We start from the raw sequence: 17,433 nt of genomic DNA on the forward strand, positions 1-17,433 counted from the left end.
ATAGGCTAAATCAAAATGGAATAACTAATAAGTAACGGTGGCCAACGAGGCGGGGCGAAGCGGGTAAAAGCGGGGCCAGCCTGGCGCTGACCCCGACGGTAGGTTACTTCTGCAGCATCGGCAGATTCAGGCCGTGCTGCTCTGCACAGGCCTGCGCCTGTTGATAACCGGCATCGGCGTGGCGCATTACGCCGGTCGCCGGATCGTTCCACAAAACCCGGCCCAGTCGCGCATCCGCCTCTTTGCTGCCGTCGCAGACAATCACCACCCCCGCGTGCTGTGAGAAGCCCATCCCTACGCCGCCGCCGTGATGCAGGCTGACCCAGGTCGCGCCGCCCGCGGTGTTGAGCAGCGCATTGAGCAACGGCCAGTCTGACACCGCATCCGAGCCATCTTTCATCGCTTCTGTTTCACGGTTTGGTGAGGCGACGGAGCCGCAGTCGAGATGATCGCGGCCAATCACCACCGGCGCTTTCAGTTCGCCATTGCGCACCATTTCGTTGAAGGCCAGGCCCGCGAGATGACGTTCGCCGAGGCCGAGCCAGCAGATGCGGGCCGGCAGTCCCTGGAAGGCGATGCGCTCCTGCGCCATGTCGAGCCAGCGATGCAGGGTTTTATGCTGCGGAAACAGCTGCTTTAATTTGGCGTCGGTTTTGTAGATATCTTCCGGATCGCCCGACAGCGCCACCCAGCGGAACGGTCCTTTGCCTTCACAGAACAGGGGACGGATGTAGGCCGGGACAAAGCCCGGGAAGTCGAATGCGTTGGTGACCCCTTCATCCAGCGCCACCTGACGGATGTTGTTGCCATAGTCGACGGTCGGAATGCCCATATGACAGAAGTCGAGCATCGCCTGCACGTGAACTGCCATCGAGGCGCGCGCCGCTTTCTCTACCGCTTTGGGCTGTGACACCTTTTCCAGCTGCCAGCGCGCCAGATCCCAGCCAATCGGCAGATAGCCGTTGATCGGATCGTGGGCCGAGGTCTGATCGGTGACGATGTCCGGTTTTGGTCCGCCCGCTCTGGCACGTTTGACCAGCTCCGGCAGGATCTCGGCGGCATTGCCCAGCAGTCCGACCGAAATGGCTTTTTTCGCCGTGGTTGCCTCGTTAATCAGCGCCAGAGCCTCATCCAGCGAGGTGGCTTTATAATCGACGTAGCGGGTACGCAGACGAAAATCGATGCGCGACTCCTGACACTCAATAGCCAGCACGCAGGCACCTGCCAGCACGCCAGCCAGCGGTTGCGCGCCGCCCATGCCGCCGAGACCGGCAGTCAGGATCCAGCGTCCGCTCAGATCGTTGTTATAGTGCTGGCGTCCCGCTTCGACGAAGGTTTCATAGGTGCCCTGCACGATGCCCTGCGCGCCAATGTAGATCCACGAACCGGCGGTCATCTGGCCGTACATCATCAGGCCGGCCTTATCCAGCTCATGGAAGTGATCCCAGGTGGCCCAGTGCGGCACCAGATTGGAGTTTGCCAGCAGCACGCGGGGCGCGTCGGCGTGGGTACGGAACACCCCGACCGGCTTGCCGCTCTGGATTAGCAGCGTCTCATCAGGCTGTAACGCCTTGAGCGAGCGCAGGATCTGCTCGAAGCATTCCCAGTTACGCGCCGCTTTGCCGATGCCGCCGTAAACCACCAGATCTTCCGGCCGCTCGGCAACGTCAGGATCGAGGTTGTTCTGGATCATCCGGTAAGCGGCTTCAATCAGCCAGTTGGCGCAGTGCAGGGTGGTGCCATGCGGAGCACGGATCTCGCGTGCCACGGCCTGAGACAGGGTTTCGCTCATTACAGATTCCTTATTCAGCAGAAGTGAGGGCGCGCAGGCTGGGCAGCAGCGCGGTCAGAGCCTGAGGCCAGTCAGCGCGACTTGCCCACTGACGCATCGCGTCGATATCGGGTGCCAGCAGGCGATCCTCTTCAAGGAAGGCCACCCGCTGGCGGATCAGGTCAATCGCCTGCTCGAGTGTTGGCGAGCTTTTCAGCGGCCGGTTAAATTCAATGCCCTGCGCCGCTGCCATCGCTTCGATGCCGACGACCGCTGCGCTGTTGAAACACATGCTGCCGAGGCGGCGGGCAGCGTAGGTCGCCATCGACACGTGATCTTCCTGATTGGCAGAGGTCGGCAGGCTGTCTACGCTGCCGGGATGTGCCAGTGATTTGTTCTCGGAGGCCAGCGCCGCCGCGGTGACCTGGGCGATCATAAAGCCGGAGTTCACCCCGCCGTCACGCACCAGGAACGGTGGCAGACCGGATAAGCCGGTATCCAGCAGCAGTGCCAGGCGACGTTCAGATATCGCCCCGACTTCAGCAATCGCCAGCGCCAGGATATCTGCGGCAAAGGCCACCGGCTCAGCATGGAAGTTACCGCCGGAGATCACATCGCCGCTGTCGCTGAACACCAGCGGGTTGTCGGAGGCGGCGTTGGCTTCAATCTGCAATATCCGCGCCGCGTGGCACAGGTTATCGAGACAGGCGCCCATCACCTGCGGTACGCAGCGAATCGAGTAGGGGTCCTGCACCCGGCCGCAGTGGGCATGGGAGGTGAGGATTTCACTGCCTTCAATCAGGGCGCTGACCGCGGCGGCCACGGCAATCTGCCCCTGCTGACCGCGCGCCTGATGAATGCGGGCGTCGTAGGGCTTCAGCGAGCCTTTAATCGCCTCCAGCGACAGCGCACCGGCCATCAGTCCGGCGGCAAACAGGTTTTCAGCTTCAAACAGGCCGCGCAGCGCCAGCGCGGTCGAGACCTGGGTGCCGTTAAGCAGCGCCAGTCCCTCTTTCGGGCCGAGCACAAACGGCGACAGCCCGACCGCTGCCAGGCCTTCCGTCGCCGGGATCAGCGCGCCGTTGAGCCGCACCTGACCTTCGCCCAGCAGCATCAGCGACATGTGGGCCAGCGGTGCCAGATCGCCGGAAGCGCCCACCGAGCCTTTTTCCGGGATGCAGGGCATAACGCCGGCGTTAAACAGCGCCAGCAGCGCCTCGACCAGTTCGATACGCACGCCGGAGTGGCCGCGCGCCAGGCTGATAATTTTGGTGGCGACCACCAGACGAGTCACGTTGTCCGGCAGCAGTTCACCGAGGCCGACGCTGTGCGACAGCACCAGATTACGCTGCAGATCGGCCAGCCGGCCGGCCGGGATTTGCGTCTGCGCCAGTTTGCCGAAACCGGTGTTAATGCCGTACACCACCTTGCCGGAGGCGACAATCGCCTCGACGGTTTGCTGCGCGACTGCAATGGCCTGGCGCGCCTGCTGATCGAGGCTAAGGGTAACGTTACCCTGATAGATAGCGCGTAATGTGGCGAGATCCACCTCGCCTGGCACCAGCTGTAATCGCTGCGACGATCCTGACATACTCTACTCCTGTCTATACAAGTGTGCTGGCGTGGCTAAGGGATGTTCATTGCCCTGATCCAGCGGGATAAGGCGAGTGAAGCATAAGTGTCTATTCTTGTCTATACAAGTAGCAAGGGCCGTGCCAGACCGATCACAAAAATGCATTGCCCGCCAGCCATGGGTTACCGGCAAACTGTGACGCAGCGCCTGCACCAGCCCGATGCGTCGCCTGCACTGATGAGGCGCAACCGGCGGTGACGGATGTATATACATTCACGCAGCGAGACAGTAAACTTGAGGCATTATCAGGATAAGGAACAGCAAATGGTCGAGCATACGGCACTGGCACAACTGGCTGCGGCCATGAGCGATGAACCCGCGCCGATTTATCAGCGTGTGAAGCAGGCAATTGTCAGCCAGATTCGGGAAGGACGATGGAAGGCCAACCAGCGAGTGCCCTCAGAAAGTGAACTGGTGAATGAGCTGGGCGTCAGCCGGATGACGATTAACCGGGCGCTGCGTGAGCTGACCAGCGAAGGGTTTCTGGTGCGGATGCAGGGCGTCGGCACTTTTGTCGCCGAGATGAAAGGCTACACCGCGATGCTGGAGGTGCATAACATCGCCGATGAGATCGCCCAGCGCGGGCATCAGCATAGCTGCAAAATTCTCGCCATCGGCCAGAATAAAGCCGATCCTGAGCAGGCGGCGGTGCTGGGACTCTCCACCGGGCAGACGCTCTACCATTCGCTGATTGTGCATTATGAAAATGAGCTGCCGGTGCAGCTGGAGGATCGGCTGGTTAATCCACTGGTCGCGCCCGATTACCTGACCCAGGATTACCACAGCCAGACGCCTTATACCTATCTGATGCGGGTCGCGCCGCTGACCGCGGGCGAGCACATTGTTGAAGCGGTGCTGCCCGACGCGCGCCAGCGTAAACATCTGGCGCTGGAGGAACATGAGCCTTGTCTGCTGATCCGCCGTCAGACCTGGAGCGACAACAAAATCGTTACCTATGCGCGCCTGCTCTATCCCGGATCACGCTATAAACTGCTGGGCCGGTTTAAGGGACACGGCTAAGCCGGGTCAGCAGCAGCCGGGCATCCGCTCCGATTGGGCGCAGCCCGGTAAGCTGGTCTGCCCAGCCGATCCCGTGCTGCGCTGCCAGCCGCTCGCCGTCCGCCAGTTGCCATTGCCCCGCCAGCACCCAGGCGACGCCATGCGGGCTGCTGACCGCATCGGTCACCACCTCAACCGTTGCCTGCCACTTCCCGCGTCGGGTCATGATATTAAAATCCTCACTGATCCCGCCCTCCAGTCGGGCATCTAACGCCAGTTCACCGGCAAACGCCCAGGGCTGCAACGGCGTTAAGCGGTGTTGCACGCCGGGGCCGGTCAGTATGACCGCGTCACCGTGCAGCAGGGTGATGATGCGATCAACCCCCGGAAAGGCGGAGAACGGCCCATCCTGCGCCAGCGTCGCAATGCTGGCGCGCCATTCAAACGATGCCGCGCCGGGCGGATAACCGATCAGCTCGCGGGTTTCTCCGCCGCCGTTACGCCAGCGACTGACCGCTAAGTCAGCATAAGCAAACCGGGTAATCATCGCAGTGCCGCCATCGCCTGGCTGAACCGGGCCGCACAGGCAGCCTGCGCCGGGTGATAGCCCTCTTTGATCACCGCATTGCCGGCGACGTAGACGTCACGGATCTGATCGCGCTGACCGGCGAACAGCCAGCGATTCAGCAGCGAACGCTGATCGACACTGCCGAGCCACGCCTCGTCGCGCAGCACCAGCCAGTCGGCCCGCTGTCCCACCGCCAGCGAACCCTGCTGAATGCCGCACGCCTGAGCGCCGCCTGCCGCCGCCTGCTGCCACAGCAGATCGCCGACTGAAGGCTGGCCCGGCAGGGTGATGCGATTGCGGCGCTGGTCGCGCAGCCGCTGGGCATACTCCAGCCAGCGTAATTCTTCGTTAATACTCAGCGAAACGTGGCTGTCGGAGCCAATGCCCCAGCGTCCGCCCAGCGCGATATACTCCACCGCCGGAAAAATGCCGTCGCCCAGATTGGCCTCGGTGGTTGGGCATAACCCGGCCACCGCGCCACTGGCGGCGAGACGCGACAGCTCACTCTGATCGAGATGGGTGGCGTGAATCAGGCACCAGCGGCTATCGACCGCAAAGCGATTCAGCAGCCACGACACCGGCCGCTCTCCGCTCCACGCCAGCGAGTCATTGACCTCTTTTTGCTGTTCCGCGACGTGAATATGCACCGGCAGAGTCGGGTCACTGGCCGCCAGCACCTGCTGCATCTGACTTTCACTCACCGCCCGCAGCGAATGAAAACAGAGACCCGCATTCAGTAGCGGCCGGTTTCGTTGCAGCTGATGCAGGCGGGACTGCTGCTGCAGATAGCGATCGGTTTGCTGAATAAAACGTTTCTGTCCGGTTGTCGGCGGCTGAGCACCAAACCCGCTGTAGCTGTAAAGCACCGGCAGCAGCGTCTGACCGATACCCGCCACTTCGGCCGCGCGGATCAGCTGTTGCAGCATCGCATCGTCAGGGTAGGGCGTGCCGTCAGGATCGTGATGCAGATAGTGAAATTCCGCCACCTGGCTGTAGCCGCCTTTCAGCATCTCGATGTAGAGCAGGGCGGCAATATCGCCCACCTGTTCCGGCGTCAGGCGCTGCACCATCCGGTACATCAAATCGCGCCAGGTCCAGAAACTGTCCTGCGGATCGCCTGCGACTTCGGCCAGGCCCGCCATGGCGCGCTGAAAAGCGTGCGAATGCAGATTGGCGATCGCCGGGATCACCTCGCCATCCAGCCGGATCGCTTCTCCGGCATCGCTGTCGGGCGTAATCGCCTCGATAAAACCGGCCGGATTGACCGAGATACGAACCTGTTGTCGCCAGCCTTCAGCCAGCATTGCGCGCGGGGCAAAAAAAGTCGCCATGGTTGATCCTCAACGGATGTGGTTGTATATACATATACATACTTTAACGCACAGTGTAAACGGCGGAGGCAAGAGGCAGCGATGGCAGAGGATATGCAGGTAGAGAGTGTCTGGACCGGTGCCGATCTGGTGACCATGCGCGGCGGTAAGTACCATCTGATCCCGCAGGGCGCGCTGGTCGTCAGGGCGGGCAGGCTGGTTTGGGTCGGGCCGCAGGCAGAGATGCCCGCGTTCCAGGCTGAACAGCATCACCGCCTGCCCGGCGGCATTATTACGCCGGGACTGGTGGATTGTCATACGCATCTGGTGTTTGGCGGCGATCGCAGCCAGGAGTTCGAACAGCGCCTGAATGGCGTCAGCTATGCGGAAATTGCGGCTCAGGGCGGCGGCATCCTCTCTACCGTGCGCGCTACCCGAAGCGCCACCGAAGATCAGCTGGTGGCGTCGGCGCGCTGGCGGCTCGATCGCCTGCTGGCGGAAGGGGTCACCACCGTGGAGATCAAGTCCGGCTACGGGCTTGATGAAGAGAGTGAACTGCGCATGCTGCACGCGATTCGCCGGCTCGGTGACAGCGTCGCCGCCGATGTGCTGGCGACCTGTCTGGCTGCCCATGCGTTTCCGCCGGAGTTCAGGCACGATCCCGAGGGCTGGATCGATATCATCTGCGATCGCCTGTTACCACAGGTCAAAACGCAGGGGCTGGCAGATGCGGTTGATGCGTTTTGCGAGCATCTGGCGTTTTCACCGCAGCAGGTGACGCGGGTGTTTGAACGGGCAAAAGCGCTGGACCTGCCGGTGAAACTGCATGCCGAGCAGCTCTCTTCGCTGGGCGGCGCCACGCTGGCGGCGAGCTTCGGTGCCCTGTCGGCCGATCATCTGGAATATGCTACCGAAGCCGATGCGCAGGCGATGGCGCAGCACGGCACGGTCGCAGTATTGCTGCCTGGCGCGTTCTATCTGCTGCGTGAAACCCAGCGTCCGCCGGTGGCGCTGTTTCGACGCTACGGCGTGCCGATGGCGCTGGCCAGTGACGCGAATCCGGGCACTTCGCCGGCACTGTCGTTGCGTCTGATGCTGAACATGGGCTGTACGCTGTTTGGCATGACGCCGGAAGAGGCGCTGGCCGGGGTCACGTTATACGGTGCCCAGGCGCTGGGATTAGCCAGCAGTCACGGCTCGCTTGAAGTGGGAAAAGTGGCGAACTTCGTCCACTGGCCGCTGGCTCGTCCGGCGGAACTGGTTTACTGGCTGGGTGGTGAGCTGCCCTGTACCGTCATCTATCGTGGAGAACGTCAATGAAGGCTTTTCATTTTACCCCGGGCAGGCTGCCGCTGCTGGTCAGCATCCCGCATGCCGGTACCCAGCTGACGCCGGAGGTTGAAGCCGGGCTGAGTGAGGCCGCACGCGGCCTGCCGGACACCGACTGGCACATTCCGCTGCTGTACGATTTCGTGCGGGATCTCGGGGCCAGCGTGCTGATCGGTCACTATTCCCGTTACGTGATCGATCTCAACCGGCCGCCGGATAACCAGCCGCTCTACACCACCGCCACCACCGGCCTGTTCCCGGAGACGCTGTTTGACGGGACGCCCACCTTTGCGCCAGGCAAAACGCCGGATGCGAGCCAGCGTCAGGGCTATATCGACCAGATCTGGCATCCCTATCATCAGCAGATCCAGCAGGAACTGGCGCGCCTTAAAGCGCAGCACGGTTACGCGCTGCTGTTTGATGCGCACTCGATTGCCAGCCATATCCCACGTTTGTTTGAGGGACGACTGCCCGATCTTAATATCGGGACCAACGACGGTGCCAGCTGCAGTCCCGCGCTGACCGGGGCGATTCAGTCGGTGTGCGCCGCACAGAGTGACTACAGCTGGGTCATCAATGGCCGCTTCAAAGGCGGTTATATCACCCGCGCCTACGGCCAGCCGCAGCAGCAGATTGAGGCGGTACAGCTGGAACTTGCACAGCTTAACTATATGGATGAAACGCCGCCTTACGCCTGGCAGCAGGCACGGGCAACTCAGCTGCAAAAACTTCTCAAAGCGCTGATTCAGCGCATGCTGGCTCAGGCCAGCGCCTGATAGCCGACTGCACTGAGTGGGTGCAGTCGCGCACTAATCCGGTGCCACGGCGGGCACAGACTGACGTGTCGTCCGCCGTGGACACCGTCACACCGCGAATTCAGAGCTGGCATAAGCTTTGCTAAGTTGTATGTACAAGTGCAACGGCTGACAATCGCGCGGAATAATTCCTGTCTGGCTCACAAAATAATAAAGACGGTAATGAACTGCGCCACGCTAACTTGTATATACATGACATATCATCTGGTGAAATTTATGTTAAATCTTGCCAGCGCAATCACCAGGCCGCTACTTTTCAGGAGAACCGCATGACACACCGTCCGATCCTGCGTCATTTAACACTCGCGACCCTTGCTTCCAGCCTGTTGCTCTGTGGCGTTACTGCCCAGGCGAAAGAGTGGAAATCGATCACTATTGCTACCGAAGGCAGTTACGAACCCTGGAACCTCACGCTGCCAGGCGGCAAGCTGGGCGGTTTTGAACCGGAACTGATGGCTGACCTGTGCCAGCGTATGGCGATCCAGTGCAGGCTGGTGGTGCAGAACTGGGACGGGATGATCGCCGGCCTCAACGCCGGAAAATATGATGTGATCATGGACGCGATTGTCATCACCCCCGATCGCAAGAAAGTGGTGAACTTCACCGTGCCTTACGCCTCAACACCCGCCACCTTTATCAGCGTTAAGGGCAGTTTGCTGCCTGCTGATACGCAGATCGTCAAGCTGCATGATGACCCGCAACAGATTGAAACCGCCATTGCCTCGTTGAAAGCAGCGCTGAAGGGGAAAAGCATCGGTATCGCCTCCGGCACGGTATACACGCCGTTCATCGATAAATATTTCAAAGAGGTCGCGGACGTCCGTGAGTACACCAGCTCCGCCGATGCGATTCTCGATTTACAGGCGGGCCGTATCGACGCGGTGTTCGACGACGTGACGTTTGCGCAGTCGATGCTGGCGCGTCCCGACAACAACAACCTCAGCTTTAGTGGCCCGCAGCTGGGCGGTCCGATCTGGGGCGAGGGGGAAGCGATGGGCGTGCGGATGGCGGATAACGATCTGAAAGCCAGACTCGACCAGGCGATCAAGGCGGCACTGGCCGACGGCACGGTAAAAAAACTGAGCGAGAAGTGGTTCAAAACTGACGTTACACCCTGAGTGAGGTAAATCATGATAAGCCTGCTGAGTTTTGGTGCCGACGGCTGGGGGCGCTTAATCCTGAGCGCTACGCTGACCACGGTGCTGCTCTCCTTTGCCGCACTGCTGGTCGGCGCGGTGGTCGGTTCCGGCGTGGCGGCGGCGAAGCTGTCGCCGCACCGGGCCGTGCGCTGGATGGGAGAAGGCTATTCGGTGATCTTTCGCGGCATCCCGGAACTGCTGGTGATCTATCTGTTCTATTTCGGCGGTTCGGGATTGATCACCCAGGTCGGGCAGCTGTTCGGCGCTGACGGGTTTATCGAAGCGCCACCGTTTCTGATCGGCGCGTTGGCTATCGGGCTGATCTCCGGATCTTATCAGGCAGAAGTCTACCGTGCCGCCCGTCTGGCGCTGGCGAAAGGGGAGATTGAAGCTGCGGTTGCCATCGGCATGCCGCGCTGGCGTATTCGTCAGCGCATTCTGCTGCCGCAGGTGGCGCGCTATGCGCTGCCGGGGCTGTCAAACGTCTGGCAGATGAGCCTGAAAGATTCGGCGCTGGTGTCGGTGACCGGCATTGTGGAGCTGATGCGCGCCAGTCAGATCGCCGCCGGTTCGACCCGCGATTACTTCACCTTTTATCTGGTCGGCGGCGCCTGTTATCTGGCGCTGACGCTGCTGTCGAACCGCGCCTTCCTGCGGGCCGAATCCCGCCTTGGCCGCGCCTGGCAAAGCCGCACCGCTGCCCAGCATTAAGGAGCCCGATAATGATCGATTTTGCCTTTCTCAGTGACACCTTTCTCCGGCTGAGCGCCGCCTTGCCGGTGACGCTAGGGCTGTTTATCAGCGCCTTCCTGTGTGGCGGGGTGCTGGCGGTCGGTATTCTGGCGTTACGGATGAGCCGCTGGCGGCTGCTGAGCGCGTTTGCTCGCGGCTACATCCTGGTGTTTCGCGGCTCGCCGCTGATGATTCAGCTGTTTCTGATCTATTACGGACTCGGGCAGTTTGGCGTGATCCGCCACAGTTTCGTCTGGCCATTCCTGCGGGAACCTTTTAGCTGCGCGGTGCTGGCGCTGTCGCTCTGTACCGCCGCCTACACCGCCGAGATTCTGCGTGGCGCACTGCTGGCGGTGCCGCCAGGTCAGGTGGAAGCGGGCATGGCCTGTGGCATGTCGCGCGGCCTGCTGCTGCGGCGGATTATCGCGCCGGTGATGCTGCGTTACGCACTGCCAGCCTACTCGACCGAGGCGATTCTGCTGGTCAAATCGACCGCGCTGGCCAGCCTGGTCACGGTGTGGGACGTCACCGGCGTGGCGCAGCAGATCATTCAGCGCACCTACCGCACCATGGAGGTGTTTCTCTGCGCCGCTGCGATCTACCTGATCCTCAATTTCATTATTGTTCAACTGTATGCCCTGCTGGAACGGCGTCTGACGCCGGTGCATAAACCGGCAAAAAAGCCGTTACCGGTCGCTAAGCCGATCCCCGGAGGAGAATAAAATGTCAACCCTGCCACCCATCACGCTGTCGGCCAGCGATATCCATAAATCCTTTGGCGCAATGGAGGTGCTGAAAGGCATCTCGCTGCAGGCACATCAGGGGGACGTGATCTCGATTCTGGGTGCCAGCGGCTCGGGAAAAAGTACCCTGCTGCGCTGCATTAACCTGTTAGAGACGCCCGATGCCGGTGTGGTCAGCGTCGGCGGCGAAACCATTGAGATGAAACGTCATGCCCGCGGTCATCAGCTGGCGGCGAATCCGCGCCAGATTGAGCGACTGCGCTCACGGCTCGGCATGGTGTTTCAGAGCTTTAATCTCTGGTCGCATCTTACGGTGCTGCAAAATGTGATTGAAGGGCCGCATTACGTGCTGAAGCGTGACAAAAAAGCCTGCATCGCTGAAGCCGAAAAGCTACTGGACCGCGTCGGCTTGCTGAACCGCAAGGATTTCTATCCGGCGCAGCTCTCCGGCGGGCAGCAGCAGCGGGTCGCCATTGCCCGCGCGCTGGCCATGGATCCGGAGGTGATGCTGTTTGATGAGCCGACCTCGGCGCTCGATCCGGAGCTGGTCGGGGAAGTCCTGAAAGTGATGCGCAGCCTGGCGGAGGAGGGACGCACCATGCTGGTAGTAACCCATGAGATGGGATTTGCACGCAACGTTTCTAACCGGGTGGTGTTTATGCATCAGGGCACTATCGATTGTCAGGGCACGCCGCAGGAAATGTTCGGCGAACAAGGCTCGGCGCGATTTAAACAGTTTATTTCCAGTCATCATCAGGTGGAGCCGGTGCTATGAGTCAGACCCTTGTCTGGGGCGATACGCCGTTACAGTGGCGGGATGTGGTTAAGGTGGCGCGGCAGGGTGCCACGTTAGCGCTGAGCGACAGTGCCTGGCAACGGATTGCGCAGGGCCGGGAAATCGTCGGCAATATCGTGGCGGCAGGTCAGGTGGCCTACGGCATCAATACCGGCCTCGGGGCGCTGTGCAACATCACGTTGTCGGACGATGAACTGAGCCAGCTGTCGCGCAACACCTTACTCAGTCACGCCTGTGGTGTCGGGCCAGCGCTCGGTAAACCGGAAGTCCGCGCCATTCTGTGCGCCGCGATCGCCAACTACAGTCACGGCAAATCGGGCGTGTCGGTGGCGCTGGTGGAGCGGCTGCTGGCGCTGCTCAATTTACAGATTACGCCTCAGGTGCCGTCGCAGGGTTCGGTGGGCTATCTGACCCATATGGCGCACATCAGCCTGGCGCTGATTGGCATCGGGGAGGTGGAGTGGGAAGGGCACCTGATGCCGGCGCAGCGGGCGCTGGAACGCAATGGACTGACTCCTTTCCGGCCGGGCGCAAAAGAGGGGCTGAGCCTGGTCAACGGCACGCCGTGCATGACCGGTCTGGCCTGTCTGGCGCTCGACGACGCAGAACGTCTGCTGGACTGGGCGGATATCACCGGGGCGATGAGTTTCGAGGCGTTACGCGGTCAGCTGGCGGCGTTTGATCCTGAGGTGCTGGCGCTGAAAGCCAGTCGCGGTATTCAGCGCAGCGGCGAACGTTTACGCCGGTTGTTAATCGATAGTGCGGTGTTAAATGAGAGTCAGGGCATTCGTACCCAGGACGCGCTCAGCCTGCGCGCGATGCCGCAGGTCCACGGTGCCTGTCGCGATCAGTTCGATCACGCGCAGCGTCAGGTGGCGACTGAACTGAATGCCTGCACCGACAATCCGCTGGTGCTCGGCACTCCGCAGGCGTGGCGGGTCATTTCGCAGGCCAATCCGCACGGTGAATCGGTGGCAATGGCCTGTGACGTACTGGCGATTGCGCTGGCGGAGCTGGGCAGTATTGCCGAACGGCGGCTCGATCGGCTGGTGAATCCGCTGGTGAGTGGCCTGCCGCCGTTTCTGGTGGCACAGCCGGGCGTGAATTCGGGCATGATGATTGCGCAGTATGTCGCCGCATCACTCTGTGCTGAAAACCGGCAGCTGGCACAACCGGCGGTGCTGGACAACTACGTCACCTCCGGATTGCAGGAAGATCATCTGAGCCTTGGCACCGGCTCGGCATTGAAACTGCTGAAGCTGGTGAGCAATGTTGATCACATCATCGCTATCGAATATCTGCTGGCCGCGCAGGCGCTGGAATTTCACGGCGAGGCGCGATTAGCCAGCGGCACCTTACGCGCCTGGCGGCGACTGCGGCAAAGTGTGGCAAGCTGGCAGCAGGACCGCTGGCTGGCACCTGACATCGCCCGGGCAGTGAGTGAAATCAAAGCGCATCCGGTCGATGCGCTGTGATCATCAGCCGCGCCGCGCGTCCGGACGGACTAAATCAAAGCGCTGTGCTTCACTGATGCCGTAGTAGGCGCTGGGTCCGCCGGCGCGCAGAATCGGCTCGGCTTTGGCGGTCTGATAAATGCCCGCTTCCAGCAGGTTTTCACTGATGTGGATCGCCACCGCCTCACCCAGCACCAGCCAGCTGTCTATCGGCTTGCCCTGCGCATCCTGTAACTGGATCAGCTGGGTCAGCCGGCATTCGAAGTTAACCGGGCTTTCGCCGACCAGGCTGGCTTTAACCTGCGATGCCGGTAACGGCGTCAGTCCGGCATAGGCAAACTCATCCTGATCGGCTGACAGCGACGCCGAGCTCTCATTCATCGCTTCAGCCAGTGGCCGGGTCGCCAGGTTCCAGACAAACTCTTTGGTATCCGCAATGTTCTGCACGCTGTCCTTCCAGCCGCTGCTGGCGAAACCAATGATCGGCGGATGGTAGTTGAAACAGTTAAAAAAACTGTAGGGCGCCAGATTGCGCTGGCCGCTGGCGCTGATCGAACTGATCCAGCCGATCGGTCGCGGGCCGATGATGGCGTTCAGGGGATCGTGCGGCAGACCGTGGCCGGCACGCGGTTGATAGGAATAGCGTTTATGCGTCATAACCTCTCCGGTAGGGAATTTTTCCATCTTAGCCCGACAGCATCGTCTGTGACGGCCGAATCGGGTAAGCGGATTGTGCGGGTTTATTTTCCGTCGCTCACAGCGTATTGTACGCGCGCCTGAATAATTGAGAGAACGTATGAAAAAGTCAGCCAGCTCCTCGCCTTTCCACGCCCGCAATCGCCATCAGGGCGAATACGATTTTGCCGCGTTAACCGCTGCGCATCCGCCGCTGGCGGCCAAAGTGCGGCCTAACGGTTATGGCGTCGATTCGATCGACTTTGCGGACCCGGACGCGGTGATGTTGCTCAATCAGGCGCTGATTAAGCTGTTTTACGGCATCGACTGGCAGCTGGCACCGGGATCGCTTTGCCCACCGGTGCCGGGACGGGCGGATTATCTGCACTACCTGGCCGATCTGCTGGCGCTGGATAACCACGGAGCGATCCCGACCGTTGACGTGCTGGATATTGGCTGTGGCGCAAACTGCATCTATCCACTGATCGGCGCAGCGGAGTATGGCTGGCGCTTCACCGGTACCGAAATTGATGAGGCGGCGATCAAAGCGGCTAACCGGATTGTCGCGGCTAATCCAGGTCTGGCGCGCCAGATCCGTCTGCGTCGCCAGAAAAACAGCGATGCGGTGCTGGCTGGCGTGGTCAGCAAAACCGAGTTTTTCCACGCGGTGATGTGTAATCCGCCGTTCCACGCTTCGGCAGAGGAGGCGGCAGCCGGATCGCAGCGTAAAGTGCGCAATCTCGGCCTTGATAAAGGTGCGCCGCTTAACTTCGGTGGTCAGCATAACGAACTCTGGTGCGTCGGCGGCGAAAAGGCGTTTGTCGGTAAGATGATCGCCGAGAGCGTGGCGCTGAGCCGTCAGGTGGTCTGGTTCACCTCGCTGGTGTCGCGTAAAGAGAATCTGACCACGCTGGAAAAGCAGTTGCGGGCGCTTGATGTTGCGGAGGTCCGGGTAGTGAATATGGCGCAGGGACAGAAACAGAGCCGTTTTCTGGCGTGGAGTTTCATGCCTGCCGCACAGCGCAGCAAAGTGTTAAGCCGCTAACCCGCAGGGCGGGGAATCTGACCCGCCCTGAACTCAGGGCGGTGACGGCAGCGCCGGTAACGCGGCAGCACCGGCGACATCACTGGCGGTTTGCATCACCTGCACCCGTTGGTGCGGCGCTTTAATCCCGGCGGCGTCAAAGTGTTTCTTCACTTTATCATCCAGCGCAAAACGCACCGTCCACTGCTTGAGCGGCTGAGTGGTAAACGAGACGCGCACCGTAAACGCCTGGTTGGTCAGTCCCACCAGACCGGCAAAGCCCGGTTCGCCAATCACCATGCCGCGGATATCCGGATTCTCCAGTAACTCTTTCACCGCTGCCTGCAACGCCTGATTAGCGCGTTCGCTATCCTCATTGCGATCCACGTCATAGTTAGCGACAAACGAACCGATACCGCGTACAAAGTTGGCAAAGGTGGTAATCGAGGACCACGGAATGATGTGGTAAGCACCGGTATCCTGACGCACCCCGACCGAGCGAATCGACATCCGCTCTACCGTGCCGGTAATTGCGCCGATAGTCACCAGATCGCCGGTGTTCATGCCGTTTTCGAACTGGATAAAGATGCCGGTAATAATATCTTTCACCAGCGTCTGTGAACCGAATGAGACCGCCAGCCCCAGCGCACCGGCTCCGGCCAGCAACGGCGCAATGTTTACCCCAATCTCAGACAGCAGGATCATAATGGTGATGGTGCTGATCACCACCGCCAGCGCGTTGCGGAACAGGGTCAGCAGGGTTCGGGTACGGGCACTGGGCAGCGGCCGGCCATGCGAATCCGATGCCAGCCGGCTTTCAATCAGGCTGGCCAGCACGGTCCAGCCAACGGCCGACAGCAGCACAATCATCACGATGCGGATCAGCACATCCACCATTTTTTCTCCGGCCCCGACCGTCAGCCAGTGCCACAAATCAAACAGGTTCCAGGCGTTAAGCAGCAGCAGCAGGGTGGCGAACACCGTCAGCACGCGCGCCAGCTTGAGCAGCGCTTTAACCCAGTCGTTGACGCGCTTTTGCAGTTCCGGGTAGTTACGTCGCAAATCGGGCGACAGGATGATGGTTTTACCAATCCAGCGGCTCAGTATTCCGGAGACAAAGGCGGCGATACCGATGATCGCCAGGCTGCGCACCGTGGCGGACATCATAAATTTCAGGCTGTCGCCGGGATTAAAAATCGAGAACAGGAACAGCGCAATAAAATAGGCGCTGGCCAGCCAGTGCCAGATCACAGCAAAGGCGCGGATAAACAGCGCGAAGAACGCCATGCTACGGTCGGCCAGCCCGATCAGGGCGTTATGGATACTGCGCTTGTTGGTGAAAATCAGATACAGCGCCCAGCTGGTCATGATCGCCATGATGATGATGTTGACCAGGGCGGCAATCTGTACGTTGATCTGATTACTGACAATCGGCACCACCACCAGCAGGCCGTAGCCCATCACACCGCTCAGCCAGCTCAGCCGGGTATTCCAGTACGCAGCGCGGCTGTCGGGGAGATGGAAAAAGCGCAGCGCCGGGAAGTGCGGACAGAAAATCAGCCGCAATAGCGCTTTAAAAAATTCAATCAGAGCGAAGGCGTTGAGGAACAGTCCCTGTTGATAGGCGATGGTGCGGTTGCCGCTGTGGAAGTTATCGCTGATGATCTGACCCACAAATAGCGCCAGCGTCAACAGCAGCAGATCGATAATAAATGCGCCACCGATGGCGGCGGGCAGCTGCAGCCAGTTACGGTGATCGCGATTCTTATGCCGTCCCCAGACGCCGAGCCGGCGATAGATCGGATAGACCAGGCGGCGCAGCAGCCAGTAAAGGGCGAACATTGCCAGCGCCAGTCCGGCGAAATGATTCAGCGCGTTGATAAAGGTGGTGGGATTAAAGGTCTTATGCGGCGCTTTGACAATATTGTCATGCAGCCGCACGAACTGCGAGGCCACCACGCCGCCGTACTCGCGGGTAACCTCGGTCAGCCCCTGCAACACCGTTTTATCTTCCTGCTCCGCAGCGGGCGGCAGCAACTCCGGCGCAGCGCTGGCAGACGGCGAGGTGGAGACGTGACGCAACTGCTCAATCAGCGCCTGGCGTGACTGTTCATTCTCAAGAATATTGGCCAGTGCGGCGTATGCCGCTTTTTGCTGGTCGGGATCGGGCTGGCTGGATTGATCGCCTGTCCCTTTGCTGGTTTGCTGCGCGGCAACCGCCGCCTGCGGTAAATTGACCGCCTGAACCTGTGGCGCCAGGCTAATTAACATCATTAACAACAGCAACCAGTGCCATAAAACAGGGCGGGGCGGGCAGGCTGACGACATGGCTTTCTCCTTAGCTACGCGCGTGCTTCACAAGAGGGAAAGTATAGTCAGGCGATTGATAGTAACGTGATTAATGAGGATTTATCTGCCGCAGCGGCAGGGCGGAGCAGGCAGGAA

15 protein-coding genes are annotated in these 17,433 nt (G+C 60.6%); 9 read left to right on the forward strand and 6 right to left on the reverse strand.

Translation table 11 applies throughout. The features are described 5' to 3' along the window. Positions 1-103: 103 nt before the first annotated feature. Together hutU and hutH are read right to left on the reverse strand one after the other, a co-directional pair. Positions 104-1,792 (reverse strand): urocanate hydratase, encoded by a 1,689-nt coding sequence (gene hutU, locus AC6I8I_RS06090; protein WP_497828433.1) that lies wholly within the window; start codon positions 1,790-1,792, stop codon positions 104-106. Positions 1,793-1,802: 10 nt separating this feature from the next. After that, positions 1,803-3,362 (reverse strand): histidine ammonia-lyase, encoded by a 1,560-nt coding sequence (gene hutH / locus AC6I8I_RS06095; protein ID WP_312052866.1) that lies wholly within the window; start codon positions 3,360-3,362, stop codon positions 1,803-1,805. Positions 3,363-3,668: 306 nt separating this feature from the next. On the opposite strand from hutH, the gene hutC reads away from it, so the two are divergent. Beyond that, positions 3,669-4,424, forward strand: a complete 756-nt coding sequence (hutC, locus tag AC6I8I_RS06100; protein ID WP_031378058.1) for a histidine utilization transcriptional repressor HutC — start codon at positions 3,669-3,671, stop codon at positions 4,422-4,424. Here the strand turns inward: hutC and AC6I8I_RS06105 are convergent. Together AC6I8I_RS06105 and AC6I8I_RS06110 are read right to left on the reverse strand one after the other, a co-directional pair. Then, positions 4,408-4,950, reverse strand: a complete 543-nt coding sequence (locus AC6I8I_RS06105) for a HutD/Ves family protein (protein WP_497828434.1) — start codon at positions 4,948-4,950, stop codon at positions 4,408-4,410. The genes hutC and AC6I8I_RS06105 overlap by 17 nt on opposite strands. Beyond that, entirely contained in the window at positions 4,947-6,302 is a 1,356-nt protein-coding gene (locus AC6I8I_RS06110; RefSeq protein WP_497828435.1) for a formimidoylglutamate deiminase, read from the reverse strand. Before AC6I8I_RS06110 ends, AC6I8I_RS06105 begins: the two co-directional genes overlap by 4 nt. Before the next feature lie 81 nt (positions 6,303-6,383). Between AC6I8I_RS06110 and hutI the strand changes: the two genes are divergently transcribed. The 7 genes from hutI to AC6I8I_RS06145 all read left to right on the forward strand — a co-directional run bounded on the left by hutI (position 6,384) and on the right by AC6I8I_RS06145 (position 13,310). Further along, on the forward strand, positions 6,384-7,601 hold the full coding sequence (gene hutI / locus AC6I8I_RS06115; RefSeq protein WP_497828436.1) for an imidazolonepropionase: 1,218 nt from the start codon (positions 6,384-6,386) through the stop codon (positions 7,599-7,601). Then, positions 7,598-8,386 (forward strand): N-formylglutamate deformylase, encoded by a 789-nt coding sequence (hutG, locus tag AC6I8I_RS06120; RefSeq protein WP_497819796.1) that lies wholly within the window; start codon positions 7,598-7,600, stop codon positions 8,384-8,386. The genes hutI and hutG overlap by 4 nt, the downstream gene beginning before the upstream one ends. Before the next feature lie 308 nt (positions 8,387-8,694). Continuing rightward, on the forward strand, positions 8,695-9,543 hold the full coding sequence (locus AC6I8I_RS06125; RefSeq protein ID WP_497828437.1) for a transporter substrate-binding domain-containing protein: 849 nt from the start codon (positions 8,695-8,697) through the stop codon (positions 9,541-9,543). 12 nt (positions 9,544-9,555) lie between these two features. Then, positions 9,556-10,275, forward strand: a complete 720-nt coding sequence (locus AC6I8I_RS06130; RefSeq protein WP_031377040.1) for an ABC transporter permease — start codon at positions 9,556-9,558, stop codon at positions 10,273-10,275. 11 nt (positions 10,276-10,286) lie between these two features. Next, a complete protein-coding gene (locus AC6I8I_RS06135) occupies positions 10,287-11,018 on the forward strand; it encodes an ABC transporter permease (RefSeq protein WP_031377039.1) in 732 nt (243 codons plus the stop codon). 1 nt (position 11,019) lies between these two features. After that, positions 11,020-11,814, forward strand: coding sequence for an ABC transporter ATP-binding protein (locus AC6I8I_RS06140; RefSeq protein WP_069728077.1), 795 nt, complete (start codon positions 11,020-11,022; stop codon positions 11,812-11,814). Then, on the forward strand, positions 11,811-13,310 hold the full coding sequence (locus AC6I8I_RS06145; protein WP_497828438.1) for an HAL/PAL/TAL family ammonia-lyase: 1,500 nt from the start codon (positions 11,811-11,813) through the stop codon (positions 13,308-13,310). The genes AC6I8I_RS06140 and AC6I8I_RS06145 overlap by 4 nt, the downstream gene beginning before the upstream one ends. Before the next feature lie 3 nt (positions 13,311-13,313). On the opposite strand, the gene AC6I8I_RS06150 is transcribed toward AC6I8I_RS06145, so the two are convergent. Next, positions 13,314-13,946: a flavin reductase family protein gene (locus AC6I8I_RS06150; protein WP_312052850.1), complete on the reverse strand. Its 633-nt coding sequence runs from the start codon at positions 13,944-13,946 to the stop codon at positions 13,314-13,316. A 139-nt stretch (positions 13,947-14,085) separates the two neighbouring features. Here AC6I8I_RS06150 and rlmF point away from each other — a divergent pair, with 139 nt between their 5' ends. Continuing rightward, entirely contained in the window at positions 14,086-15,009 is a 924-nt protein-coding gene (gene rlmF, locus AC6I8I_RS06155; protein ID WP_312052848.1) for a 23S rRNA (adenine(1618)-N(6))-methyltransferase RlmF, read from the forward strand. Positions 15,010-15,042: 33 nt separating this feature from the next. Here rlmF and ybiO read toward each other — a convergent pair whose 3' ends face one another. Next, positions 15,043-17,262, reverse strand: coding sequence for a mechanosensitive channel protein (ybiO, locus tag AC6I8I_RS06160; RefSeq protein ID WP_497828439.1), 2,220 nt, complete (start codon positions 17,260-17,262; stop codon positions 15,043-15,045). Between the last annotated feature and the right edge of the window lie 171 nt (positions 17,263-17,433).

The sequence above is a fragment of the Pantoea sp. X-Soil-YNGN-775 genome (assembly GCF_059730575.1).

Bases quoted from the DNA above. Each gene is read 5' to 3' on its own strand.
- AC6I8I_RS06140 (WP_069728077.1), top strand. From the start codon at position 11,020: ATGTCAACCCTGCCACCCATCACGCTGTCGGCCAGCGATATCCATAAA.
- AC6I8I_RS06145 (WP_497828438.1), top strand. From the start codon at position 11,811: ATGAGTCAGACCCTTGTCTGGGGCGATACGCCGTTACAGTGGCGGGAT.
- AC6I8I_RS06130 (WP_031377040.1), top strand. From the start codon at position 9,556: ATGATAAGCCTGCTGAGTTTTGGTGCCGACGGCTGGGGGCGCTTAATC.
- hutG (WP_497819796.1), top strand. From the start codon at position 7,598: ATGAAGGCTTTTCATTTTACCCCGGGCAGGCTGCCGCTGCTGGTCAGC.
- hutH (WP_312052866.1), bottom strand. From the start codon at position 3,362: ATGTCAGGATCGTCGCAGCGATTACAGCTGGTGCCAGGCGAGGTGGAT.
- AC6I8I_RS06135 (WP_031377039.1), top strand. From the start codon at position 10,287: ATGATCGATTTTGCCTTTCTCAGTGACACCTTTCTCCGGCTGAGCGCC.
- rlmF (WP_312052848.1), top strand. From the start codon at position 14,086: ATGAAAAAGTCAGCCAGCTCCTCGCCTTTCCACGCCCGCAATCGCCAT.
- AC6I8I_RS06110 (WP_497828435.1), bottom strand. From the start codon at position 6,302: ATGGCGACTTTTTTTGCCCCGCGCGCAATGCTGGCTGAAGGCTGGCGA.
- hutC (WP_031378058.1), top strand. From the start codon at position 3,669: ATGGTCGAGCATACGGCACTGGCACAACTGGCTGCGGCCATGAGCGAT.
- ybiO (WP_497828439.1), bottom strand. From the start codon at position 17,262: ATGATGTTAATTAGCCTGGCGCCACAGGTTCAGGCGGTCAATTTACCG.
- AC6I8I_RS06105 (WP_497828434.1), bottom strand. From the start codon at position 4,950: ATGATTACCCGGTTTGCTTATGCTGACTTAGCGGTCAGTCGCTGGCGT.
- AC6I8I_RS06125 (WP_497828437.1), top strand. From the start codon at position 8,695: ATGACACACCGTCCGATCCTGCGTCATTTAACACTCGCGACCCTTGCT.
- hutI (WP_497828436.1), top strand. From the start codon at position 6,384: ATGGCAGAGGATATGCAGGTAGAGAGTGTCTGGACCGGTGCCGATCTG.
- hutU (WP_497828433.1), bottom strand. From the start codon at position 1,792: ATGAGCGAAACCCTGTCTCAGGCCGTGGCACGCGAGATCCGTGCTCCG.
- AC6I8I_RS06150 (WP_312052850.1), bottom strand. From the start codon at position 13,946: ATGACGCATAAACGCTATTCCTATCAACCGCGTGCCGGCCACGGTCTG.